This is a genomic window from Ochrobactrum quorumnocens (assembly GCF_002278035.1).
Lineage (GTDB): Bacteria > Pseudomonadota > Alphaproteobacteria > Rhizobiales > Rhizobiaceae > Brucella > Brucella quorumnocens.
The window spans coordinates 1318571-1343428 of the sequence record NZ_CP022603.1; the positions used below are offsets into that span (position 1 = coordinate 1318571).

A 24858-nucleotide genomic window follows, 5' to 3' on the forward strand; every position below is an offset into this window, starting at 1 on the left:
GAGGTCAGCATGATCTGCGGCGCCATTGATCTGGGCGGCACTAAAATTGAGGGTCGTCTGTTCGACGCGAATATGGAAACCGTTCTGACGCGGCGGATTCCAACTCCTGTGAGCAGTTTCGAGGATTTCATCGAAGGGCTGGCGGCACAGATTGAATGGCTGAACGAAACATCCGGCAATCCGAAATTGCCCGTTGGCATCAGCTTACCAGGCTGGATTGACCCCGCCACCGGCCACGGCTTTGCCTCCAACATCCCCATCACCGGGCGTGATGTGGGTGCAGCACTCGTGGCGCGCTTTGGACGCAGCTTTCCGCTGATGAACGACTGTATGGCTTTCGCTTATTCGGAAGTTCACGGCGGTGCGGGCGAAGGCGGCGACGTCGTGATTGGCCTCATTGTAGGCACCGGCATGGGTGCAGGCCTTGTGATCAATGGAGATATTCCACCGCGCTATAATGGTCTGGCGCTGGAAATCGGCCATACGGGCATGCCAGCACGTATTTTAAGTCAGCAGAACCTGCCCTTGATCCCTTGCGGCTGTGGTAAGACTGGATGCATGGAGCGCTATGTTTCCGGCACAGGTCTTGCCGATATTTCAAAGATCAAGCTTGGTGAAACAATTTCCAATCAGGAACTCACACTACGCGCATCCAGTGGTGATGTAGCGGCAGAACAGGTGCTCAATGACTGGGCAGAACTGATGGCGGAATCGCTACTGACGATGCAGCTCGTCGTCGACCCCGATTGCATTGTGATGGGCGGCGGTCTTTCCAACATGGAAGGTGTTGCCGAACGCGTATCGAAAGCATTCGAAAAGCAAAAGCTTGGCCCAACCCGCATACCAGGGATCAAAACAGCCCGTTTCGGCGACAGTTCCGGCGCGCGCGGCGTTGCACTCTACGCACTTCGAGCGCATTTGAATCAGCTTGAGTCACATTCAAATACACTCTAACTATTTGTTTTAAAGCGCATCTTATCCGAAAACCGTTTCACCCGTTTGGGGGTGCGCTCTAATAAAGCAGGAGAATCCCGATGAGCCGTCTTGTCGCCCCAGACTTTGTATTCCTCAATGGGCGTCTTCAGACCGGTCTTGTGGCCGAGATCAGCGCTTCGGGCATCAACCGCCTGCGTCCGTGCAAATCAGATGAAACCCCGGACCTGACACCGCATATCCTGATGCCCGCCTGTATTGATTTGCAGGTCAACGGCGCGGGCGGCGTCATGCTGAATTCAGATACCAGTGCCAAGGGTATCGCGCATATTATTTCCACACTTCGCAAACTCGGCACCGGATGGGTACTGCCAACGCTGATCACCTGCGAGCCGGAGCGCATCATTCAGGCGGCTCACGCCGCCGTCGAATGCAAGGGTATGGACGGCTTCTTCGGCCTGCATATCGAAGGCCCACATCTGAACCCTGCCCGCAAGGGTACGCATCGTGTCGAATTTATCCGCCCTATGGATGCATCCACGCTTGAAGCGCTGAAAATCCTGCGCAAGGCTGATGTGCCGGTGATGCTGACGCTTGCGCCGGAAATGGTGCCAAGCGATACCATTCAACAGATCGTCGATATGGGCGTTGTGGTTTCGGCAGGTCATACCAATGGCACGACCGATGAGGCAAAGGCAGGCCTTGAAGCTGGCATCAGCTGCTACACCCATCTTTACAATGCCATGCCGCCAATGACCTCGCGTGAGCCGGGCGTGGTTGGCACCGCAATTGGCAGCGATGCTTTCGTCGGCATCATTGTCGACGGACATCATGTGACATGGGAGATGGTCGGCATTGCATGGCGTGCGCGCCCAAAACGTGACCGCATGTTCCTTGTGTCTGACGCCATGTCCACCATTGGTGGGCCGGATCATTTCGAACTTTACGGTGAACGGATCGAAGTGCGCGACGGCGCCCTCGTCAATGCCGCCGGTTCACTTGCTGGTGCCCATATCGATATGGTCGGCTGTCTCGCCAATCTCGTTCAACAAGTCGGCGTGCCACTTGAAGAGGCGATCCGTGCCGCCTGTGTTGTGCCTGCGGATGTGATGGGACGCGCTGCGCCAAATCTTTCTTCCGGAACGCCCGTGCCTGAGCTTCTTGCTCTCGACAAGGCTTTGAAGCGCATTTCCCTCTGAAATTCACTCTTGCAGGTCTCGTGGTCAGCAGCACGAAGACCTTGAGCAACATTCCCGCGCGGTTTTAAAGCGCATCCCGAAAAGTGTGAAACGGTTTTCAGGATGCGCGTTAAACAAATATTTAGAACGCCGATCTGATCCAATTAGATCGAACCGCGCTCTGGAAAAGAGGCGCGGGGAATACCGCGCCTCTTGAATGCTAGACTTTGAGGCTGTCCTTGGCCAGATTATGGAAGAAGGACACGCCGCGCTCCAGAATTTCATCGTTGAAATTATACTTCGACGTATGCAGGCCGGAGCTTTCACCATTTCCGATCAGGAGATAGGCACCAGCAGTCTTTTCCAGCATGAAGGAAAAGTCTTCGCTGCCCATGAACGGCTTATCCAGCTCTTCAAATGCGTCTTCGCCATAATGCTGGGAAACCGTGGCTTTTGCCTGCTCGAATGCCCCCGCATCATTGATGGTTGCAGGATAACCGGTCATCCAGTCAAAGCTGACATCGGCGCCATAACTTGCCGCCTGCATCTTTGCCACCTGCTCGACCTTATCGCGCAACGTTTTGCGGATGGCCGGATCGGTCGCGCGCATCGAAATTTCGAGCGTGGCCGCATCGGGAATAACGTTGCAAACCGCACCGGAATTAAATGCGCCAACCGTGATGACACTTGCCTGATGCGGCGAAACATTACGGGCGACGATTGTTTGCAAAGCCATCACGATGCTTGAGGCCACAACGATCGGATCGACTGTTTTTTCCGGTTCTGCACCGTGCCCGCCGCTGCCCCTTACCGTGAGCGTCAACGCATCGATGGACGCCGCAATTGGTCCAGCCTTCGAGGCAAACTTGCCGGCTTGAAGACCCGGCCAGTTATGCAGGGCAAAAACCTGATCGCAGGGGAAGCGCTCAAAAAGGCCTTCTTCGATCATGATCTGAGCACCACCGAAGTTTTCTTCGGCGGGCTGGAAGATGAAATGAACGGTTCCAGAAAAGTCCGTATCCTGCGCAAGCGACCAAGCCGCGCCCAGCAGCATTGCCGTATGGCCATCATGGCCACAAGCATGCATCTTGCCAGCGTTCTTGCTCGCATAAGGCAATTCAGTTTCTTCGAGAATTGGCAGTGCATCGAAATCAGCGCGGAAACCGATGGAGCGGTTTGAGCTGCCGCGACGCAGAGAAGCAACGATGCCAGTCTTCGCAAGGCCACGGCTTAACTCATAACCCCATTTTTCGAGCGTTGAGGCGATATAGTCGGAAGTCTCAACTTCCTCCAGGCCCAGCTCCGGAATGCTGTGCAGATGCCTGCGGATAGCTTTCAGTTCATCGCCGAATGCACCCAGTTTATTGTCCGTCATGATCTCCCCCTCAACTCATATGCAGGAACTGGCGCAAACGCGGTGACTGCGGATTGCGCATCACGATATCAGGCGAACCGCGCTCTTCAACCAGTCCCTGATGCAGAAAGATGACTTCGCTCGAAATTTCGCGTGCCAGCGCCATTTCATGCGTCACCATCACCATTGTCCGGCCTTCTCTAGCGAGCTTTTTGATAACCTGCAGCACTTCCGTCACGAGTTCCGGGTCGAGTGCTGAGGTCGGCTCATCGAACAGCATGACTTCAGGCTTCATTGCGAGCGCGCGCGCGATCGCGGCACGTTGCTGCTGCCCCCCGGAGAGCTGGCTCGGATACTGATCGCGCTTGGGCGTGATACCCACCTTCTCCATCAGCACCTCAGCCTCGGCCAGTGCTTCCGCCTTCGACATGCCTAGAACGTGGATCGGTCCTTCGATGATATTCTCAACGATGGTGCGATGGGACCAGAGATTGAAGCTCTGGAAGACCATGCCAAGACGTGTGCGGATATGTTCAAGCTGACGCGGATCGGCGGCATGCGATTTTCCATCGCGTCCGACTTTCGTGCGGATCACCTCGCCCGCAACGGCGATCTCTCCCTGGTCGGGCGTCTCCAGATAGTTGATGCAGCGAAGCAATGTGCTCTTACCGGAGCCGCTGCTGCCTATCAGCGATATGACATCGCCTTTCTTCGCTTCAAAGGAGATGCCTTTGAGAACTTCGACGCCTGCGAAGCTCTTGTGAATATTTTTGACGGCCAGTGCCATGGAAGTCATTTTGAATTGCTCCTGAAACAGATCAGACCATCGAGGCGCGTGAGCCACTCATGCGCCGTTCGATCACATTCATGATCCGGGTGAGGATGAACACAACTGTGAAATAGAGAATGCCTGCCGCAATCAACGGCTCAAAGATCGATAAGGAACTGCGCTGCAACGCGCGTGCGGTTCCCATCACTTCCATGATCGTGATTGTGGAAGCGAGCGAGGTGGATTTAAGCAGGATGATCAGATCGCTGGTCAGAACCGGCATACAATGACGGAAGGCCAGCGGCAGGGTGATGCGACGCAAAATCTTGAACCGGCTCATACCGATGGAAAGCGCCGCTTCAATCTGACCACGCGGAATTGACTTGATAGCGCCGCGAATAACCTCGGCATTATAAGCGCCCTGATTGAGGCTCAACGCAAACACGGCATACCACAATCCATCACGCATATATGGCCAGAGGAAGCTGTGTCTGACCCATGTGCCTGGCAGGATCTGCCCAAGCCCGTAATAGATCAGATAAAGCTGAACCAGAAGCGGCGTGCCACGGAAAATGAACGTGTAGACAAAAGCCGGCCATTTCAGAATGCGGCTGCTTGAAAGCCGTGCCAGCGCGCTAAGCGTACCGAAAATGAGACCAATAACACCTGCCGTAGCCGTCAAAAGCAGAGTGAGCGGCATTGCCTTGATGAGAGGCGGTAAGAACTCAACGATTTTTGTAATCGATTCCATTATCCGTGCCCCCGGCTCAAGCGCTTTTCAAGCTGCGCAATCACAATGACAGAGACAAGTGTGATGGCCAAAAACAGGAATGCCGTGAGGCCATAAAAGAAGATGTACTGCTTGGTGGAAGCAGCTGCACGATAGCCGGTGTAAAGCAGTTCATGGAAGGAACCCAACACCGATATGATCGCGCTTTCCTTAGTGATCGATAGCCACAGATTGCCGATGCCGGGCACTGCATGACGCATCATTTGCGGAAAGGTGACGCGGGTAAATATCTGGCGTCTGCGCATTCCGATGGAAAGAGCAGCTTCGATCTGACCGCGTGGAATGGCAAGATAGGAAGCCCGTAGCACTTCCGTCATGAACGCACCATTGACGAAAGCCAGTGCGATGATCGCAGCCCAGAAGGCGCTGAACTGGAAATCGTTTCCGACAAGGCCTGTTGCTTTCAGAAGGCGTTCGGCACCCGTCGCAACGGAGAAGTACAACAGCAGAATAACGAGCAACTCAGGCAGGGCGCGAACCACCGTCGTATAAAAATCTGCAATCGCTTTTATGTAGCGATTACGCGAAAGTTTACCGGAGGCGCCGGTGAGCCCGAAAAGAAACGAGACTGCGAATGCTACGGCCGAGACCTGCAAGGTCATCATAAGCCCATGCGCGAACTCGTCTCCCCAGCCCTCACTTCCCCAGGCCAACAGTTGCCAATAAGAATCCATGCAGATTAATCCGATCAAAAAAGCTCAGCGCTTTATAGAACGACTGCTCGGTACAACTCTTATGAGTTGCGGTCTGCTACCGTTCCACTTTATGAAAAGCGCAAAGCATTTTGTGAAATGTGGAGGTCACAGCACCTCGATGAGCGAACGCCGCTGGCGGCGTTCGCATTGGATCGAGTTACTTCTTCTCAAAAATCCACTTGTCGACCAGCGACTTGAGAGTGCCGTCCTTGTCAAGTTCAGCAAGTGCTGCATCGACTTTTCCAAGCGTTGCTGTGTCGCCCTTACGAACGGCATAGGCGACGCCTTCGCCCAGTACGACGCTCTTAGGCGTCACAAGCTTGACCTCGTAGTCTTCGCCCTGCGACGTCTTCAGGAAGTTCTGAACGAAAAGATCTGGTGCCAGAACATAATCGACACGACCTGCAACCAGATCGGCAACCGAATTGTCAGCAGTGTCGTAGCTTTTGATCGAAACGTCGGGAAGATATTTCGTCATATAGGCCGACTGGACGCTTGATGTCTGGACACCGACGATCTTGCCTGAGAGGGCTGCCTGATCAACGACTTCACCGGAACCGTCGCTTGCTGCGACTGTGCTGATTTTGTCTTCATCAGACTTGGCGCCAGCGACGACCGTACCTTCAGTGTAGTACGGCGTGCTGAAATCGACGACCTTGCGGCGTTCATCAGTCACGGAGAACGCACCGATGATGAAATCGACCTTGTTTTCAGTGAGCGATGGAATGAGGCCATCCCACGCCATCGACTTGAACTCGCACTTGTCGGCAAGCTTTTCGCAAAGGGCACGTGAAAGGTCTGCTTCCAGCCCTTCCCATTCACCCGCCGCATTAACCTGGGTGAAAGGCATATAAGGCTCTGGCGTCATGCCAAGACGAAGTTTTCCGTCAGCCTGAGCAGCACCGCTGGCCAAGGCAGCAAGCGCGATCGCGCCAGCAATTTTCCCTTTAAAACCCACCATGTTCCCGTTCTCCTTATATTTTTGTTGGCTTGCCTGTGACGATAGCAAGCACGGGGAATGCGCATACAAAAACAGCTCAGGAGCGGACGCCCCTGAGCCGCCAGAATTACTTGCGATACCAGCGAAGCGACATGCAGGAAAGGCCCGCATCGATCTTGCCGATCTCCGTGGTCTTGAGCGGAACCACGTTATAGCCGCTCTTCTCCAGCAACTCGATGGTGCGTGGGAAATCCGAGCCGACCATCACGACGTCATTGACGCGCAGCGCATTGGCAGCAGCTTCTTCGCCTTCTGGAACGATCAGCTGGCGAAGACCAGAGAATACGCCCGACTTTGCGAGACGGTTCGTCGAAAGAACAGTTTCTTCATCGACCAGCGAGCAGTCGGTTTTGAAATGAAGGACGCCTTCAGGGGTCGAGACAACCTCACCCTTGCGACCAATCTTATCGAGGCTGGCGATCAGGGCTGCTGCGCCTGCTTTGTCGGTACGAGCGGAAAGGCCGATCATGACGGTCTTCTGGGTCGTCAGAACGTCGCCGCCATCAGCAAAACCTGGTTCCGGCAATTCAACAACCGTATCAAACATCTGGCGCAGCGTCGGTTCGATGACAGCTGTTTCACCAACGCGCGTAAGCGCACCTGGACGGAGCAGAATTGCACCTTCGGTGAAGACAAGTGCTGGGTCTTCGACGAAAATGGAATCTGGGAAATCTTCAAGTGCAGGAAGGATCGTAACCTCAACATCTGCGGCGCGCATGGCAGCGATATAAGCATCGTGCTCAGCTTTCACGCCTTCATAGGTCGGGTTGCCGGTATCCAGCGCGCGAAGACCATTTACCACCGAGCGCGAAGGCTCACGGACGATGATCGAATTAAACTCATAAACGGGTCTGTTAGAAGACATGGAAGGTTACCCTCAATTTAGCTGGAGCCTATCTACCCGGCTCTTGTTGTTGCGTAAAGCAAATGTGTGCCGTTTGTTGTGCGGCGTGAGAGATGAATGCCTGCGAGCATGCAGCGTACCGATCCACCTGCCAGCTCAATCGTTGGCACAGCGAAAGGCAAAAGCTTTGCAGTCTGCTCGATTGTCTCGATCTGAGCTTTGCTTAAAGCGGCGAAAGCGCGGGCCGAAAGGGCCAGAACGCGGCCGTCTTGGCCTTCGAGTTCGATGGCATTCCCGGCAAATTCACCGATCTGTTCCGCAGTGAGATGAATGACTGTGCGGCCTGTTTCCTGCAGGCGATCAACGATCTCCTGTCGACGGGCCGGATCCGTAATCATATCGGTGCCGACCAGCGCGTAATCAGTGCCAATACACATCAGAACATTGGTGTGATAAATCGGCTTGCCTGACGAATCGAGCGCATCGAACACCATCGGTTCGAAATTGAAATGCGTGCAAAAGCGTTCAAGCGCTACCTCATTGGTGCGGTTGGACCGAGCTGCATAAGCAACACGTCCAATATGGTCGAGCACCATGGCGCCTGTGCCTTCGAGATAGAAGTGATCGCGTTCGAGACCCGAATAATCGATGACATCCTGAACGCGATAGTCGCACTTCAGCATTTCGATGACGTCGGGACGGCGTTCCTTCTGTCGACTTTCCGAGAACATCGGATAAATGGCGACATGTCCGCCCGAATGGGTGGAAAACCAGTTATTGGGAAAAACCGAATCGGGCAGGGCATGGGTTTCATCTTCAAAGAGATGAACCGTTATGCCTGCATCGGCCAATCCCTCGGCCATGCCCGTCACTTCGTCGAAAGCTGCTTTTGCAACCATCTCAGCGGAACGGCGTTCGTCGACCGATTGAAACGCATTGTCCTTTGCGGTCTGCGCATTGGGGGTGAAGTGGTGTGGTCGGATCATAACGACCGATTTTGGGCTCTGTACAGACGGCCTGCTCATTCTCAGACTATTCTCACGGCTGAAGCACGTCGCGAAAGACATGCGTAAAAACAAAAATTTAAAGCGCTTATCGCATTACCAAGGGAACCGAATTCAGCGCGAACTGCGCAATGAGCATGGGTTGCGCGATCAGGTCGCTTTGACAGCTCTCAAACATTCTCACACGCTCCTCCAGCAGCACTCCGAGAAACAGAGTAGGAGGGCATAAAGTCAGTTAAAATTGTAAAACCGCTCGGTGAACTGTAAAAATTCTAGCAATTTGCACAGTCAAACTGTAAAAAATACTATGCATATTTTTGACGAACTGGATCATAAGCTGATTGCCATTTTGCGAGAGGACGGACGCGCGCCGCTTTCGAAACTGGCGACAATCCTTGGCGTTTCACGCGGCACCGTTCAGGCGCGTCTCGACCGCCTGCTCGAAACAGGTGCAGCACTTGGCTTCACGATCCGGGTTCGGCAGGATTACGATGATGGGGTTGTACACGCGATCATGCTGATCGAAGTGCAGGGTCGATCAACGACAAAAGTCATCAAGCTGTTGCGGGGATTGCCGCAGATACGCACTCTACATACGACCAATGGTTCATGGGATCTGGTGGCAGAAATCCATGCGGAAAGCCTGCACGAATTTGACCGCGTCTTGCGCGAAGTGCGAACGATCGAAGGCGTGCTGAACAGCGAAACCAGCATCCTGCTCAGTAGCGTATAATAAAAAAAGCCGGTGGCTCTCACCACCGGTTTTACTATTTCCATTAGGCCGCTTTTTTGATCGCCTTTTCACAGCGCAGCAGCATTCCGTAAAGGTCGCGCGGCTCATCGGGATCCGCGAGCATGTCGAGCTCGACATAGAGACCTGTTTCCTGCAACTTGCTGCGAACATAACGCAGCGCAGAAAAGTCTTCGATTGCGAAACCGACGCTGTCAAACAGCGTGATGGCACGATCTGACGATCGGCCAGCAATTGCTCCGGTGATAACTTCCCATAGTTCTTTGACCGGATAATCGGCGTCAAGCTGCTGGATTTCGCCTTCAATACGGGTCTGCGGCGGGTATTCGACAAAAATGTCGGAGCGCAGCAAGATATCCTTGTTCAACTCGGTCTTGCCGGGGCAATCGCCGCCAACTGCGTTGATATGTACGCCGGGCCCAACCATGTTGTCGCTCAGAATGGTCGCATATTGCTTATCAGCTGTGACCGTCGTGATGATATCGGCACCTTCAACGGCTTCCTGCGAGGTGGCGTGAATCGTAATCGAAAGGCCGTTATCGCTCAGATTGCGTGCGCAACGCTCGCTGGCAGAGCGATCAATGTCGAAAAGACGTAAGTTTTCGATCCCGAGAATAGCTTTGAACGCCAGAGCCTGAAACTCGCTCTGTGCGCCATTGCCGATGATCGTCATGGTCTTTGAATCTGGTCGGGCAAGATGTTTTGCGGCAACTGCCGACATGGCTGCCGTGCGCAATGCCGTCAGGATCGTCATTTCGGTCAGCAGCATCGGATAGCCATTGCCAACATCAGCCAGCACACCAAAAGCAGTGACAGTCTGACGACCTTCCTTGGTGTTTTTCGGATGGCCGTTCACGTATTTGAAGCCATAAAGCGTACCGTCACTCGTTGGCATCAACTCAATGACCCCTTCGTCAGAATGCGAGGCAACGCGTGGCGTCTTGTCGAACTGCTCCCAACGGCGGAAATCTTCCTCGATCACCGCAGCAAGTTCCTTGAGGAAGGTTTCGACCCCCACCGTAAGCACAAGCTTCATCATGTGATCGACACTGACGAAGGGAACAATGTTCAGCTTTTCATTGGTCATGATTCTAATCCTTTATCGGATGAATTCGCGCTGAACTTCAGACACGCTTCGACAAAAACTCTTCCGCAATCATCGAAACGATCTGCGGCAGCACTTCAAAGGCGTAAGGCGCGTGTACGCGCTCCAGCTTCTGATGGAACTCACGACCCCAAGGGCCGATATTGACCACCGGAAAACGCAACGCGTCACCGGCTGGATGATCAACAAGGCGCGCAACCGGCGTATTGTTTGAAACGATGTCCTGACCAAGTGTTGCCTGCCCCAAGAAGCTCATGTCAGAGATGCCCTGGAAATGCGGCTTCCACACAAGCGACTGATCCGGGAAGGCCGCAAATGTCTGCATCGTTGTGTCGATTGCCTGTTTGAAAGCGCGATCATTGGCCTGAGCATCGTCGAGATGGCTTGCTGGATAATGCAGCCCTGCAAAACCAACCACAACGGCCGGGCCCGATAGATGTGCAACGCCGACAAGCCACTCGGTCAACTGACGACTGACCGATAGCGGATTGTCGATATCGGCAAGGCGCTTTTCCTGCGCGCTGTAAAGCGCTTCGAATTTCTCACCGGCAACATCGGCAGCCATCGCGCGCAGCTGCTCGAATGTGATGAGCTTTGGTGCTGCTGGAATTGCGCCTGCACGTTTGCCAATCAACTGGCCGAAAGCTTCTGATTGTGCTGCAAAGTGTTCCACAGCCTCTGTCGCGCCCGCCTGCACTTCACTCTTAAAACGACTGAACAGCTCGTCAGCAGTCATGGCATGATAAAGCCAGTTGAGCGCGATCCAGAAGCGTTCAGGCGTCGTTACTTCATAGCCGTCGCGGAGGTCTTTTGCCTCAAGGCAGATAGGCGGCGGCGAAATGTCATTTTCATCGCGATCAGCGAGCGCTGCATTGCCTTCAAAGCGCGCCAGAATGCTGGCGGCCATCGCCTGTGCGCTAACACCTTCATAAGGGTAGCTTGCATGCGAGCTCAATCCGATGATCAGCGCAAAGGGTAACAGCTTTCCGATGGTGCCCGCATAGACTGCGCGGCCTTCGCTGCCATCGCCCTGGTCGGACGTCACGTCGAGATTAATTGCTGCTGAGATCTCAATGTCGAAATCCCGGGCAATAGTCGGCATCGCATTGCGCATTGAGCGCATGCCGCGGCTTTCACGCTCTTCGTCCGGTGTAAAAACCAGCAGCAGATTGCCACTGCGATCAGGATCGGCTGCGAATTTCTCGGCACACGCAATACCGACCGCAAGGCCACTTTTCATATCAAGCAAGCCACGACCGGGAAGGAAATCGCCGCTGAGCAAATCTTCAAGCGCGCGTTCTTCCTGAGCGGAACGGGCGCGCTTCGACAGATCTTTGATGAGCGCGTCTTTGAGGTTGCGGCTGTCGCAAGCAAGCGACTTGAGCTCGTGATAATTATCAGTCGCAACCGTATCGAAATGGCCTGCAAGTGCGAGCGTGCGTTTGCCGTTACCGCGGACCAGCGCAACCACATTATGCGTCAGCGGATCGCCATGGCTTGCAACAGTACGAATATTGTCCGGGTTTTGCTGGAAATATGGAATTTCCTTCAACAGCCTAACAAGTTGATCGGAAAACTCGGCCTCGCCGGGCGTACCGGTTTCGCTGCCCCAGCCAACCATGCGCAGGGCCAGCTCTTCGACGTGTTGCGCATTAATATGGTTGTGCGCCGTCGTTACGGCGTTTTGCGCGCCGTTTGAAACATTCGCAGTCATGAACTCTAGTCTCCGTCGATTAGAGCATATTCCGAGACGATAGAAATACGCTGCAGAATATAAGTTTTAAGATGCCGATCTCATCGAACCGGCGGTAACTATATGAATCTAGTCGATTTTCTGAATTTGACGTTTGAACGGGCGTGGATGTCAGTCGGGATTCAAACGTCACATTCAATCCACTAGTGTGAAAGATGCTTACGCAGGAATGCCCGCGTCCGCTCTTCCTTGGGGGTAGAGAGGACTTGCTGCGGCAGACCTTGTTCAACCACCACACCACCGTCCATGAACATCACATGGTCGGAAACTTCCGCCGCAAAGCGCATTTCGTGTGTCACGATCAACATGGTCATGTGCTCATTTGCGAGCTGCTTCATGACTTGATTGACTTCCTCAACCAGCTCCGGATCGAGCGCAGAGGTTGCTTCATCAAAAAGCATGACCTTGGGCTGCATCGCCAAAGCGCGGGCAATCGCGACACGCTGTTTCTGACCACCCGAAAGACGTGCCGGATAGGCATTACCCTTATCGACAAGGCCGACCTTGGCGAGCAGATTGTTGGCGCGTTCCAGTGCTTCGCTGCGCGAAAGCCCTTTGAGGCGCATTGGGCCAATCATGATGTTTTGCAGCACGGTCAAATGCGGAAACAGGTTAAACTGTTGGAAAACCATCCCCATTTCCTGACGGATATGGTTGATGTGCTTTTCAAAAGCGCGCCCTTTGAGCGGGCGATTGACCTGATTGCCATCAAGCCAGATTTCTCCGCTTGACGTTTCTTCCAGCATATTGATCGAGCGCAGCAGTGTGCTTTTTCCCGATCCGCTGGGGCCAATAATGGAAACGATCTTGCCTCGTGCGACAGTCAGGTCGATGCCTTTCAGCACCTCATGTTCGCCATAGGATTTCCTGATCTGACGCAATTCGATCATGGGGGTCTGTGTGTTCATCGGATAGCTTCCGCTTTCTTGGCCGCTTTGCTCAAACCCCATTCCATCAAGAGATTGACGAGGTAATAGAGCACGGCTGCAACGAAGTAGAACTCAAAGGGGCGATAGGTTTCGCTTATGGCGCGTTGCGCATTCAGCACCAGTTCTGTGATGCCGAGCACGGAGAGAACGGCTGTGTCCTTGAGCAGAATGATGCTGTTATTGCCAACCTGCGGCAGAGCCGTGAGGATCGCCTGTGGGATGATGAAATAGCGAAGCGACGATCCGTGGCTGAAACCAAGCGACCGGGCGGCTTCCATCTGTCCTTCGTCGACGCTCTCAAGCGATGCGCGGAAAATATCGGCATTATAGGCTGCATAATGCATGCCAAGGCCAAACACGCCGGTCCAGAACGCTGGCACCATGATCCCGATCTGCGAAAGGCCATAATAGAGCAGATAGAGCTGCAAGAGCAATGGCGTTCCCATGAAAAGGAAAACAACACCGCGCACAGGCAGGCTGATTATTTTAGGCGCATGAAGCGTGATGATTGCGATCAGAATACCGAGCACAATGCTGATCACACCAGCCAGTACGGTAATCAAAACGGTCCAGAGCAGACCAATCAACATCAATTCCAGATAAGACGGAACAACGGTGAAATCCAGACTCATGCTTCCGCCCTCCTGTCAGCATTGAAAAAGATTTCAAAGCCGCGGATGATCAGTGAAATGATAGCGATGATGACGATGTACGCAGCACCGGCAATCGCAAAAACCTCAAATGGCTTGTATGTCGAAGTGACAAAGCGCTGAGCAGTGTAGGTCAGTTCCACCACGCCAATTGTTGAAACGAGCGCGGTGCTCTTGGTCAGGATGACCGTATTGACGCCAAGCGAACGGATCATGAGCGGAGCCGCCTGCGGCAGAATGAAAAGCCGCATGGTTCCGGCCCTGCCAAAGCCCAGCGAACGCGCCGCTTCGTTCTGGCCTTTATCGACCGCCAGAATTGCTCCGCGCATTCCTTCAGACATATAGGCGCCGATGTTGAAACCCATCGTGATGACACCCGCCACAAACGGGGTAAATTCAAAACCAAACTGCGGGCCGCCAAAGAAAACAAGGAACAGCTGCACCAGAAGCGGTGTACCGCGCATGATGCTGATATAGCCGATGGCGATCCAGCGAATAGGCGCATAGCGCGAGAAGCGCGCCATGACGAGAAGGCTGGCAACAACGAGGCCAATCAGCAGCGATACGATAGTCAGTTGGACTGTGACCCAGGCCGATTCAACAATGAAGGGAAAAATCCGCCCGATAAGTGCGATATCCATCCTTCAACCTTTCTGCTCCATCAGGAAGAAATCTCCTATGGCGCATATGTCTCTCAGCCAAAGGGCTGGCGAGAAGCTGTAAAGCAGAGTTTAGGGACTATTAATCGGAAGTGGGGCAGCTCACTTGCTGCCCTCACCCGAAACAGTTCGAATTAGCGGATATCCACACCAATCCATTTTTCGGAAATGGCCTTATATGTGCCATCAGCCATCATATCGTCGAGCGCCTTTTGCATGGCAGCCTGAAGCTCCGGATTGTTCTTGCGAACCGCAATACCGATATCGTAACGCGGCAGCTGATCGTCCTTCACCTGTTCAATCGGCGCATTGCTCTTACCTATGGCGACAAGCACAGGAACGTCATCGGCGACAACGGCATCGATACGACCCGAGCCAAGATCGAGAAGCATTTCAGGCAGGCCCTTATAGGTGCGGACTTCATATTTGCCCTGCTCACGAACCCATTTTTCGGAGGTTTCGCCCAGCGTCACACCGATTGTCTTGCCTTCCAGTTCGCTAAGCGACTTGACCGTATCACCCTTGCGAATGAACAGCGCCAGGCCCGAACGATAGTAAGGTCCGACGAAGTTGATTGCCTTCTTGCGTTCTTCAGTGATGCCCATCGAACCAACGATCGTGTCGTAACGACCGGTCACGAGACCTGCAATGATGCCGTCCCAGGCCGTGGTTACGATTTCAGGTTCTGCCTTCAGGCGACGTGCGATTTCCGAGCCTATATCGACGTCAAAGCCGACAACCTTATTGCTCTCATCGACAAAGCTGAACGGAGGGAACACACCCGAAAGGGCAATCGTCATCTTGCCTTTGTTCTGAATCTTTTCCAGATCGTCGGCTTTTGCTGTGTTCAAGGAAACACAAATGCCTAGCGCCACAAGGGCGGTAGAAAAAAGTTTGGCAAATTTCATGTTGAAGGTTCCCCTACGAAAGCCCCGTTTTGGAGCTACATTTTAACGCTATCTTCGCGACCTTGTATCCGGCCTGAACAGGGATTTGCGCAACGCTCCTATCACTTCGTTCGTATTAGAAGCTGCTGTTGCATTCCCCTTGGCAAAATCATTATCTGCAATCAGATTGACAAAAAAGAATATAAAGTGATTATTTTTATAAAATAGTGACGATATCGTCAGTCGAACTTACTTTAAAGAAAGTCACTGCCATGGATGAGCTGGACAAGAGACTGGTCACGGAGCTTCGGATCAACGGTCGCGCTTCTGTTCCACAGCTCGCGGAACTGTTAGGCGTTGCACGAGCCACAGCGCAAAAACGTCTCGACCGGCTGATTGCCAATGGCGACATCAAAGGCTTCACGATCCGCGTTCGCGATGACATCGGCAAGGATCAGATACGTGCCTTCATGCTTATCGAAATGTCAGGCTCGTCGCTAAAAGCAACAATCAGCGCAATCAAGCGTGTCCCGGGCCTGACCGGTGTCTTCAACACCAATGGCATCTGGGATGTGATTGCAGAGCTGGAGGTTTCGACCATTTCCGAACTTAATGAGGTGATTTCGACAATCCGCTCGCTTCAGGGCGTCAGCAAAAGCGAAACATTCATCATGCTCGGCCCGGCATAACACAATCTGCCGCCTTCTTTGCCGACTATTTATAAGCCTTATCGGAACCAAAACAGACGCCAACTCGTTACCCGCTCAAATCGACTGAACGAAGAAGCGGCCAATGCATGTTCTATAATGCAGGGCCGCTGTTCTGTTGCGTGAGATACGATAACAAAACGCATAAAGGCGGTGGCGAATGGCGCAAAGCGATGCTGCAAGCAGCTCATCTCAGGCTACACCATTACAAATTCACGACATTAAGGTCATCGACAACACCAAACTCAAAAAAGCTATTACCGCCGCTGCCCTCGGCAATGCAATGGAATGGTTCGATTTCGGCGTCTATGGCTTCGTAGCCTATGCTTTGGGGCAGGTATTCTTTCCCAATGCTGCACCCGGCATTCAAACCATTGCAGCTCTTGCGACATTCTCCGTGCCATTTCTGGTGCGCCCTCTCGGCGGCCTGTTCTTTGGCGTCATGGGCGACCGCTTCGGGCGACAAAAGGTTTTGTCGCTCACAATCATCATCATGGCTGCCAGCACTTTCTGTATCGGCCTTATCCCGTCCTATGCCACTATCGGTATCTGGGCACCCATCCTACTGCTGCTTTGCAAGCTGGCACAGGGTTTTTCCGTAGGCGGCGAATATACGGGCGCTGCGATTTTCGTTGCAGAATATGCTCCCGACCGTCGTCGCGGCTTTCTCGGTAGCTGGCTGGATTTCGGCTCGATTGCGGGCTTTGTGCTTGGTGCTGGTCTCGTCGTGTTCCTCAGCACAATGGTTGGAGAACAAGACTTTCTCGATTGGGGCTGGCGTATTCCGTTCTATCTTGCCGCCCCGCTCGGCTTGATCGGGCTTTATCTTCGCCATGCCGCGGAGGAAACGCCTGCCTTCACACAGCAGCTTGAAGCACTGGAAAAAGAAGACCGCGATGCCATCGAAGATCGTCCGATGGTGTCCTTCAAAGAGATCATCAACAAATATTGGCGTGCATTGAGCGTCTGCATTGGCATGGTTCTGGTGACCAACGTCACCTATTACATGCTGCTCACCTATATGCCGACCTATCTCTCCCAGAGCCTCGGCTATTCCGAGGATCATGGGGTTCTCATCATCATCGTGGTGATGATCGGGATGCTGTTCGTGCAGCCCGTTGTCGGTTTTCTCAGTGACCGGTTCGGTCGCAGGCCATTTCTGATCATCGGCAGCCTCGGCTTGCTGTTTTTTGCCTTGCCAGCTTTCCATCTTGTGGCCAGCGGTCACATCGCGACGATTTTTGCAGGCTTGCTGATACTGGCGATATTGCTCAACTGCCTGACCGGCATCATGGCATCAACACTGCCTGCTCTGTTTCCGGCGCGCATTCGCTACAGCGCGCTTGCGGCAGCCTTCAATATTTCGATCATCGTGGCGGGTCTGACCCCAACCGTTGCCGCTTGGCTCGTCGAGGCAACGGATAATATCTATTTACCTGCCTATTATCTCATGTGTGCAGCCGTCGTGGGTCTCATCACGGCATTCTTCCTGCCCGAAACGGCCAACAAACCGTTGCGTGGTGACACACCAAGCGCCTCCAACAAGACGGAAGCCAAACTGCTGCTCAAAGAAGCTTATTCCCACATCGAGGAACGCGTCGATAAGCTTGATGACGAAATCCTCTCGCTGGAACAGCAGATCGAAGAGCTGCAATTGCGCAGGCAGGCCCTTGTTGACCGGCATCCAAAATTAAGCTGATCCGCTCCAGCTTTCGGCCTGTTGCTCACCAATCCCCATCAGATCAATGGCTCGCGCTGCGATCTGATGGGCAATATCTTCCACCGTTCGCGGATGCAGATAAAAGGCCGGTACCGGCGGCATGACGATTGCGCCCATTTCGGTGACAGTGCACATATTGCGCAAGTGGACCAGATGCAGAGGTGTCTCGCGTGTGATCAGCAACAGCTTGCGCCGCTCTTTGAGTTGCACATCAGCAGCCCGCGTTAGCAGACTATCGCCGAAACCGTGAGCGATCGACGCAAGTGTACGCATGGAACAGGGCGCGACAATCATACCGGCTGTCGGCACCGATCCACTCGCAATCGCGGCTCCAACATCCTCAATCGAATAGGTCTTTTCTGCCAGCCGGTGCAGCATTGAATTGCCATTTGGACCAAGCTCGTAATGCAGCGTTCGCTCTGCCGCCTGCGATATAACAAGATGCGTTTCAATGCCCTGCATCTTGTTGAGACATTCCAGTAGCTTCAGCGAAATCAACACCCCAGACGCGCCGGACACACCCACGACTACCCGCTTCATCGCCTCGTCGCCTCCAGATCAATTCCCAACGCGCCCCACATCGCATCCACCCGCGCAATCGTCTCTTCATTCATGGAAAGAACATTGCCCCATTCGCGATCAGTTTCCGCGCCGATCTTATTGGTCGCATCAAGCCCGAGCTTGCCGCCAAGCCCCGAACGCAGCGAAGCGAAATCGAGATAATCAACCGGCGTATGATCGAGCGTCACCAGATCACGGCTCGCATCAAAGCGTGTGGAAAGTGCCCAGAGCACATCATCCCAATTGCGCACATCGATGTCTGGATCGACGGCGATGATAAGCTTGGTGTAGCTAAATTGCGGCAATATCGACCAAAGCCCCATCATGACCCTCCGCGCCTGTCCCGGATATCGCTTGTCGATTGCCACCACCATTGCACGATAAGAACATGCGGCCGGTGGCAGCCAGAGATCTGTAATCTCGGCAAACTGCTTGCGCACTACCGGCACAAACAGCTGGTTCATCACCTCGCCGAGTTTTGAAGGCTCGTCAGGCGGTCGCCCAGTATACGTGGAGAGATAGAGCGGATTCTTGCGCATGGTGATTGCGCTAAGACGGATAACCGGAAATTCTTCGACGCTGTTATAATAGCCGGTGTGATCGCCATAAGGCCCTTCCGGCGCGGTTTCGCTCACGGATACAAAACCTTCAAGCACAATTTCCGCGTTGGCCGGGACAATGAGAGGGACGGTGTGCGCCTCTACGATTGCAGGCCTTCGCCCCGAAAAAAGGCCCGAAAAAGCTAGTTCACTCATGCCTTCCGGTAAAGGCATGACGGCTGCCAGAATTGTTGCGGGGTCTGCTCCGATTGCAACTGCAACCGGCATATCCATCCCTGCCTTCTGCCACATACGATGATGTCGCGCACCCCCGCGATGCGCCAGCCAACGCATGATCAGCCTGTCTGGTCCAAGCTTTTGCATTCGGTAAATGCCGACATTGATGTCATAAGGATCATCTGGCGCACAGGTGATCACCAAAGGCCAAGTCACGAGCGGCGCCGGCTCTCCCGGCCAGCACCATTGTATCGGCAACGCGCCCAGATCAATCGCCCCACCCTCACGCACGATTTCATGCACCGGCGCACGGCTGACACGACGTGGTCGCATTGCCAGGGCTGCTTTTGCCAAAGGCAGCTTGCTCCATACTTCACCTGCTGAACGCGGTGGCGTTGGTGCTCGCAGCTCGGCCAAAAAATTGGCCAAAGCAGGGAGCTCTTCCGGCGTGCGGCCAAGCCCCCAGGCAATCCGACGCTCAGCGCCAAAAAGATTGGCAAGAAGCGGAATGGACTGCACTTTGCCCTCGGCATCAACCGGTTTTTCAAATAGCAAGGCCGGGCCGTCGGCCGCCAGTACACGCTTATGAATTTCGGTGATCTCATGCACAAGCGAAACCGGACGCTGTATGCGGACAAGATCACCGCGTCTTTCAAGCTCCGACACGAAACTCTGTAGATCGTTAAAAGAGGAAGGCAGTGAGGAGGCATTTTTCATGTCTCACTTTGAATACGCAATTCTTCTGCCGTCTTTGATCCAGATCAAACTCTTACGGGCTTGAATCGCCTAGTCCTTGTGCAGACCCCGCAAAGCTGGTGTGCATAGAAATGCCTGGAGCAAAATCATGATGAAAATTCCGCCCGCCGTGGTTGCCCCGGTTCGGTTTATTCCGCCATTTTTGCTCAACCCGCTCATTTCTCGTGTGTTCTTTCAAGTTATCCGCGCACATCCGGGGCTGTTTGAAAGGCTCGGCGAGCACGTCAACAAGCGGTTTGGGTTCAGGCCATCCGATTTGCCTTTCGCTTTTCTGGTTGAACCCGGCGTCCCACGCATTTCAGTGTTGCGCAGCAGCGCAGAATTTGTGACCGATGCCGCTATCGAAGGCCCCCTCGTCATGCTGCTTGCCCTTCTCGAAGGAAAGCTCGATGGCGATGCCTTGTTCTTTTCACGCGACATCACAGTGACTGGCGATATGGAAGCCATGCTTGCCCTGCGCAATGCACTGGATGATTGCAACGTTGATCTGCCAGCAGACCTTGGAAAAGGCGCAGGGCCTTTCGCCCCGGTGGTGGAAGCCATCGCAGGTTTTGTGCGCGACAAAGCGCTCGCCGCCGACACAAAGGAGGACGCCCGTTCATGGAACTGATCTGTCCTGCTGGAACACCCTCCGCATTTCGCGAAGCCGTGCAAGCCGGAGCTGATGCGGTCTATTGCGGCTTCCGCGATGAAACCAACGCACGCAATTTTCCGGGTCTCAATTTCAGTCGTGAGGAGTTGCGGGAAGCGATCAATTTCGCCCATGCGCGGCGCACGCAGGTCTTCGTCGCCATCAACACCTTCATGCGCGCGGGCGATGAGCAACTCTGGTACAAGGCCGTTGATGACGCCTCGGCGCTTGGTGCCGATGCAGTGATCCTCGCCGATTTCGGCTTGATGGCCTACACAGCAGAGCGCCATCCGCAACAGCGGCTTCATGTTTCGGTGCAGGCGTCTGCCTCCAATGCCGATGCGATCAGCTTTCTGATCGATGCCTTCAAAGCCAAACGCGTGGTGTTGCCGCGCGTGCTGACCATCCCCGATATCGCAAAGCTCGGACGCAAGATTGCTTGCGAAATGGAAGTCTTCGTCTTTGGCGGCTTGTGCGTCATGGCCGAAGGACGCTGCTCGCTTTCATCCTACGCCACCGGCCGCTCACCGAATATGAACGGTGTCTGCTCGCCCGCAAGCCATGTGCGTTATCGAAACGACGGTTCCGAGCTCGTTTCGGAACTCGGGGATTACACCATCAATCGTTTTCCGGCTGGCGAACCCGCAGGCTATCCGACCCTTTGCAAAGGGCGTTTCAATATCGGTGATGAAGAAGGCTATGCCTTTGAAGACCCGGTGTCTCTTGATGTGATGAACCACATAGACGAACTCCGTGCAGCCGGTGTTTCGGCTCTGAAAATCGAAGGGCGACAGCGCGGCAAAGCCTATGTCGCGGAAGTGGTTTCGACACTTCGTCAAACGCTTGCCGCCGCACCCGAAAAGCGGGCCGCTCTGCTTTCACGACTGCGCGCACTAAGTGAAGGTCAGCAGACCACATCGGGCGCCTATGAAAAACGCTGGAGATAGCCATGTCGGATTCACGCTTTAATCCCAGCCTTAGCCTAGGGCCTGTTCTCTTTCTCTGGGATGGCCCGAAATGGCGCGATTTCTATTTCCGCATTGCCGATGAAGCTCCGGTCGGTCACGTCACACTCGGTGAAATCGTCTGCTCCAAACGGTTCCATTTTATCGATCCCTACATGGCAGATGTAATCGAGCGTCTGGAACAGGCAGGCAAGGCCATCAGCCTTGGTTCGCTTGCCCTCGTCATGCTTGAACGCGAGGCAAAGCATGTGCGGCAGACCGTTGAACAATCGCTCTTTCCCGTAGAAGCCAACGATCTGTCGGCCTTGGGCCTGCTGGCTGGCAAACCGCATATGGTCGGCCCGCTAATCAATGTTTACAACGCCGCTACCGCCAAGGTTTTGGCTCAGCGCGGCGCACAATCCATCTGCCTGCCACCGGAATTACCGTTGGCTTCAATCCGTGAAATCATCAGGGGAGCGCCAGATGTTGCCTTCGAAATCTTCACTTTCGGTCGCGTACCACTCGCCATTTCAGCGCGTTGCGCCCATGCACGCTCTAAAGGACACATCAAAGACAATTGTCAGTTTGTTTGTGCCGAGGAGCCGGACGGTCTGCCAGTCAAAACACTCGATAGCCAGTCATTCCTTGCCCTGAATGGGGTGCAGACACTGTCGCACACGTGTCAGGCATTGATTGAAGACATACCCGACCTGAAAGCCGCAGGCGTTGCCCGGTTCAGGCTGTCGCCGCAGGATTGCGATATGGTTGCTGTCGCAAAAGTGCATGACGATGTGCTGCAGGAACGTATCGATACCGAAGAAGGCCTTGCCCGATTGCAGGCAATCTATCCAGCCGTCCCGCTTTCAAACGGCTTTTTGCACGGCGGCATTGGCGCAGCCTGGGTGAGCCGACATAAAACCGCATCTGTCATGCATAGCTAAGGAAAGTTAGCTGGCAGCTGATAGCACTTTGAGCGAGACAACGCTTTCAAGCCATGCGGCAAGAGCCGCCTCGTCGGGCGACAGCAACATACCGCAATCGCTCGCAAAGTCGCGCCAGTCGCCCACATAAGCATCACGCACAACGGTCAGCACAGGAATCTGCTTTGAATAAGCTGATTCAATGATCGCGCGAAAGCCATGACCTTCGGCTTCACTTTTGCCGAAGCGATTGAGGATAAGTAAATCGACGCCTGCATCGATCTCGGCCAACAAGGGACCAGCGACGTCTGCAAGTGCTGCCGGATCAAGGCGGCAGCCGCGCGATCCTGAACCGAGCGGCTGAGAGATAAGTTGCCTGATACCGGTGCCGATCCGTTCGATGACAATTTCACGGCAGCAATCGTCTGTATCAAAGCCGCGGTGCTGTAAGAAACCCGCGACCTTCAATCCACACGCCTCGCCCTGCGCAACAACTTCTGCCAAAAGCAAATCAACGGATACGTCTTTGTCGGCAAGAACTGCCGCGAGGATCGGCTGTGTGGTCATTTGCTTTTTTCCTCATTAAACAGAAGTTGATGCCGGAAGCTTCCGGCATAGTGATTTTGCTGAAAACTAGCCCGCGAGCATTCGATAGATCGCGGGCAAAGCAACTGGCAATTTCGCAAGTTTTGCAACCATTGCAAAACCACCATGTCCGAAAAGTGCAGGCAGATAAGCATTGGCCTCGCGGTCAACCGTCACTGCAAAGACGTTAACGCCCTTGGCGCGCGCTTCACTCACAGCCCGGCGTGTATCTTCCAGTGCAAAGCGCCCCTCATAATGATCGACATCATTCGGTTTGCCATCGGTTAAAAGCAGCAGAAGCTTTTTTCGGTTGTGCTGTTCACTGAGTTTTGCCGTTGCATGGCGCGTGGCAGCACCCATGCGGGTATAAAAGCCCGGCTTCAGCGCTGCAATGCGATGCTCAACCGTTGGGCTGAAAGCCTCATCAAAGCCCTTCACAGTTTCAACCCGCACCCAGGAGCGTCGTCGCGACGTGAAGGTCAGAATAGAACAGCGATCGCCACAGGCAGCAATGCCATTGGCGATAACCAGCAACGCCTCTTTCTCCACATCAAGCACCCGACGGTTATCCACCCATGCATCGGTTGAAAGCGAAACATCGACCAGAATCGTTACCGCCAGATCATTGGCCTGCGGACGGCTCATCAGATGGACCCGCTCACTACCTTGCCCGCCAGCCGCAAAATCGCAACGTGACCGTACCACAGCGTCGAGATCAAGATCATTACCATCAAGCTGTGCGCGCATCATTTCGCGGCCGGGTCGCAGGATTTCAAACTGGCGTCGCACTCGCCGTACAAGACTTCGCACTTCGTCATCCAGCGCCAGCGCTTCTTCACACTCCTGCAAAGGGGCCACCAGAACGCTGCAATGATCCTGAAGATAGGTTGCCTTGCGATAATCCCATTCTGGATAGGTAAGCTTGGCCATTAGCAGGTTGCGATCAACCGCTTCCGGCGGCAGATCAAGATCGAAGCGGAAGCGAGCAGCGGGCCTGCCCTTACGCTCGCCCAATGTCAGATCATCGAGTTCATCAGCGGATTTTGCATTCTGTTCGTCACTGTCATCCGAAGGTCGGTCAACGCTGACCATCTCGGCCATGGCGAGGATTTTCTCGAAACGGTTGAGAATGAACGGGCTCCTGTCAGTAACCCGCGGGTCCTGCTTCTCGCGCTGCGCTATCTGGCGGCAGGTTTCGGCAGCTTCAGCCTGAGAGTTGCGCACGGGCTCGTCTTCCGCCGGGCGGACTGCAGTTTCATCGCGCCAGATAAGCCCCGGCCAGAGCGGAACGGGAAGGTTCGGCAGATAGCCCGCCGGAGCACGATGCGGGAAAATGGCAGGAAGACTGAAATCCGGAAGACCAGCGCCGTCTCTCAATAGCGAAAGAACACGTTCTTCAACAAGCTGCTCGAGTTGGTTGAGCCGCCGATTTGGTCGCGCCTCCAATACGGCGTCGCAAAGCCGGGCATAGCGATCTTCCAGCCCGGGAAACAATTCACAGGCTTTGGCCACTATTTCTGCCGCCATATCGAGAGCCGCAAGATCGCGGCGTAACGGATCATCGGGCATGGCTTCCAGTTCGGTTGGCATGATCGCCATATAGCCTGCAAGCCAGACATAGAGATCGTAATTCAGCACGCGATCCGGAAAGAGCGCAATCTCCGGCGGCAACATCAGCGTTGCTTCATCGCGCAGGGGCTGGGCTATTTTTTCTTCGCCCAGAGCCATACGCTGCCGCAAGCCCAGCCGATGCCCGGAGGTTCGGGCACGGGCGGGTGCAATCTGCACAGTGACGTCACCACCAAAACCACGAAAACAGATCGCAAGCCTCTGGCGAATATCGGCAAGCTTCACGGCCTGATTGGGATATTGCGGCCATGAACCGGTCTTGCCGATAAGTCGGTGCCACGCGCGGCCAACTGTTTCTTCGAGCTCCAGAAAATCCAGCATGATA

Annotated in this window: 25 protein-coding genes; 8 read left to right on the top strand and 17 right to left on the bottom strand. The window is 54.3% G+C overall.

What is annotated here, in order from left to right:
• The first annotated feature begins 9 nt into the window (after positions 1-9).
• Both CES85_RS06220 and nagA read left to right on the top strand, forming a co-directional pair.
• Positions 10-954 carry an ROK family protein gene (locus CES85_RS06220; RefSeq protein WP_244923166.1) on the top strand — a complete coding sequence of 315 codons (945 nt, stop codon included), beginning with the start codon at positions 10-12 and terminating at the stop codon, positions 952-954.
• An 80-nt stretch (positions 955-1034) separates the two neighbouring features.
• A complete protein-coding gene (gene nagA, locus CES85_RS06225; protein ID WP_095445084.1) occupies positions 1035-2132 on the top strand; it encodes an N-acetylglucosamine-6-phosphate deacetylase in 1098 nt (365 codons plus the stop codon).
• Between the two features lie 199 nt (positions 2133-2331).
• On the opposite strand, the gene CES85_RS06230 is transcribed toward nagA, so the two are convergent.
• From CES85_RS06230 to ctlX, 7 genes are all read right to left on the bottom strand, one after another.
• Positions 2332-3486, bottom strand: a complete 1155-nt coding sequence (locus CES85_RS06230) for a M20 aminoacylase family protein (RefSeq protein WP_095445085.1) — start codon at positions 3484-3486, stop codon at positions 2332-2334.
• 10 nt (positions 3487-3496) lie between these two features.
• A complete protein-coding gene (locus CES85_RS06235) occupies positions 3497-4261 on the bottom strand; it encodes an ABC transporter ATP-binding protein (RefSeq protein ID WP_095445086.1) in 765 nt (254 codons plus the stop codon).
• Between the two features lie 22 nt (positions 4262-4283).
• Positions 4284-4985: an ABC transporter permease gene (locus tag CES85_RS06240; protein WP_095445087.1), complete on the bottom strand. Its 702-nt coding sequence runs from the start codon at positions 4983-4985 to the stop codon at positions 4284-4286.
• Positions 4985-5698, bottom strand: coding sequence for an ABC transporter permease (locus CES85_RS06245; protein WP_095445088.1), 714 nt, complete (start codon positions 5696-5698; stop codon positions 4985-4987). The genes CES85_RS06240 and CES85_RS06245 overlap by 1 nt, the downstream gene beginning before the upstream one ends.
• A gap of 178 nt (positions 5699-5876) precedes the next feature.
• The gene (locus CES85_RS06250) at positions 5877-6680 is read right to left on the bottom strand and encodes a transporter substrate-binding domain-containing protein (RefSeq protein ID WP_095445089.1); all 804 of its coding nucleotides are present in this window, start codon (positions 6678-6680) and stop codon (positions 5877-5879) included.
• Positions 6681-6786: 106 nt separating this feature from the next.
• The gene (locus tag CES85_RS06255; protein ID WP_095445090.1) at positions 6787-7584 is read right to left on the bottom strand and encodes a dimethylarginine dimethylaminohydrolase family protein; all 798 of its coding nucleotides are present in this window, start codon (positions 7582-7584) and stop codon (positions 6787-6789) included.
• 32 nt (positions 7585-7616) lie between these two features.
• Entirely contained in the window at positions 7617-8588 is a 972-nt protein-coding gene (gene ctlX, locus CES85_RS06260; protein WP_095445091.1) for a citrulline utilization hydrolase CtlX, read from the bottom strand.
• Between the two features lie 286 nt (positions 8589-8874).
• Here ctlX and CES85_RS06265 point away from each other — a divergent pair, with 286 nt between their 5' ends.
• The gene (locus CES85_RS06265) at positions 8875-9300 is read left to right on the top strand and encodes an Lrp/AsnC family transcriptional regulator (RefSeq protein WP_095445092.1); all 426 of its coding nucleotides are present in this window, start codon (positions 8875-8877) and stop codon (positions 9298-9300) included.
• Between the two features lie 43 nt (positions 9301-9343).
• On the opposite strand, the gene ocd is transcribed toward CES85_RS06265, so the two are convergent.
• From ocd to CES85_RS06295, 6 genes are all read right to left on the bottom strand, one after another.
• Positions 9344-10405 (bottom strand): ornithine cyclodeaminase, encoded by a 1062-nt coding sequence (ocd, locus tag CES85_RS06270; protein ID WP_095445093.1) that lies wholly within the window; start codon positions 10403-10405, stop codon positions 9344-9346.
• A 37-nt stretch (positions 10406-10442) separates the two neighbouring features.
• Positions 10443-12044 (bottom strand): M20/M25/M40 family metallo-hydrolase, encoded by a 1602-nt coding sequence (locus CES85_RS06275; protein WP_404903746.1) that lies wholly within the window; start codon positions 12042-12044, stop codon positions 10443-10445.
• Positions 12045-12319: 275 nt separating this feature from the next.
• A complete protein-coding gene (locus CES85_RS06280; RefSeq protein WP_095445095.1) occupies positions 12320-13084 on the bottom strand; it encodes an amino acid ABC transporter ATP-binding protein in 765 nt (254 codons plus the stop codon).
• Positions 13081-13737 (bottom strand): amino acid ABC transporter permease, encoded by a 657-nt coding sequence (locus CES85_RS06285; RefSeq protein ID WP_095445096.1) that lies wholly within the window; start codon positions 13735-13737, stop codon positions 13081-13083. Before CES85_RS06285 ends, CES85_RS06280 begins: the two co-directional genes overlap by 4 nt.
• Positions 13734-14396: an amino acid ABC transporter permease gene (locus CES85_RS06290; protein WP_095445097.1), complete on the bottom strand. Its 663-nt coding sequence runs from the start codon at positions 14394-14396 to the stop codon at positions 13734-13736. Before CES85_RS06290 ends, CES85_RS06285 begins: the two co-directional genes overlap by 4 nt.
• Before the next feature lie 152 nt (positions 14397-14548).
• Positions 14549-15322 carry an ABC transporter substrate-binding protein gene (locus CES85_RS06295; protein ID WP_095445098.1) on the bottom strand — a complete coding sequence of 258 codons (774 nt, stop codon included), beginning with the start codon at positions 15320-15322 and terminating at the stop codon, positions 14549-14551.
• A gap of 251 nt (positions 15323-15573) precedes the next feature.
• On the opposite strand from CES85_RS06295, the gene CES85_RS06300 reads away from it, so the two are divergent.
• Together CES85_RS06300 and proP are read left to right on the top strand one after the other, a co-directional pair.
• Positions 15574-15990 (top strand): Lrp/AsnC family transcriptional regulator, encoded by a 417-nt coding sequence (locus CES85_RS06300; RefSeq protein WP_095445099.1) that lies wholly within the window; start codon positions 15574-15576, stop codon positions 15988-15990.
• 178 nt (positions 15991-16168) lie between these two features.
• Positions 16169-17707 (top strand): glycine betaine/L-proline transporter ProP, encoded by a 1539-nt coding sequence (gene proP / locus CES85_RS06305; RefSeq protein WP_095445100.1) that lies wholly within the window; start codon positions 16169-16171, stop codon positions 17705-17707.
• Here the strand turns inward: proP and CES85_RS06310 are convergent.
• On the bottom strand, positions 17699-18268 hold the full coding sequence (locus CES85_RS06310) for a UbiX family flavin prenyltransferase (RefSeq protein ID WP_095445101.1): 570 nt from the start codon (positions 18266-18268) through the stop codon (positions 17699-17701). The two genes, proP and CES85_RS06310, sit on opposite strands and share 9 nt — an antisense overlap.
• A complete protein-coding gene (locus CES85_RS06315) occupies positions 18265-19782 on the bottom strand; it encodes a UbiD family decarboxylase (RefSeq protein ID WP_095445102.1) in 1518 nt (505 codons plus the stop codon). The genes CES85_RS06310 and CES85_RS06315 overlap by 4 nt, the downstream gene beginning before the upstream one ends.
• Positions 19783-19909: 127 nt before the next feature.
• On the opposite strand from CES85_RS06315, the gene ubiT reads away from it, so the two are divergent.
• From ubiT to CES85_RS06330, 3 genes are read left to right on the top strand one after another with little or no spacing between them, the layout of a single operon-like run.
• Positions 19910-20431: a ubiquinone anaerobic biosynthesis accessory factor UbiT gene (gene ubiT / locus CES85_RS06320; RefSeq protein ID WP_095445103.1), complete on the top strand. Its 522-nt coding sequence runs from the start codon at positions 19910-19912 to the stop codon at positions 20429-20431.
• Positions 20422-21399, top strand: a complete 978-nt coding sequence (gene ubiU / locus CES85_RS06325) for a ubiquinone anaerobic biosynthesis protein UbiU (RefSeq protein ID WP_095445104.1) — start codon at positions 20422-20424, stop codon at positions 21397-21399. Before ubiT ends, ubiU begins: the two co-directional genes overlap by 10 nt.
• A gap of 2 nt (positions 21400-21401) precedes the next feature.
• On the top strand, positions 21402-22340 hold the full coding sequence (locus tag CES85_RS06330; protein WP_095445105.1) for a U32 family peptidase: 939 nt from the start codon (positions 21402-21404) through the stop codon (positions 22338-22340).
• A gap of 6 nt (positions 22341-22346) precedes the next feature.
• Here CES85_RS06330 and CES85_RS06335 read toward each other — a convergent pair whose 3' ends face one another.
• Complete coding sequence (locus CES85_RS06335) at positions 22347-22886, bottom strand: DUF2478 domain-containing protein (protein WP_095445106.1); 540 nt, start codon at positions 22884-22886, stop codon at positions 22347-22349.
• Positions 22887-22952: 66 nt separating this feature from the next.
• Positions 22953-24854, bottom strand: a complete 1902-nt coding sequence (locus CES85_RS06340) for a nitric oxide reductase activation protein NorD (protein ID WP_095445107.1) — start codon at positions 24852-24854, stop codon at positions 22953-22955.
• Positions 24855-24858 lie beyond the last annotated feature (4 nt).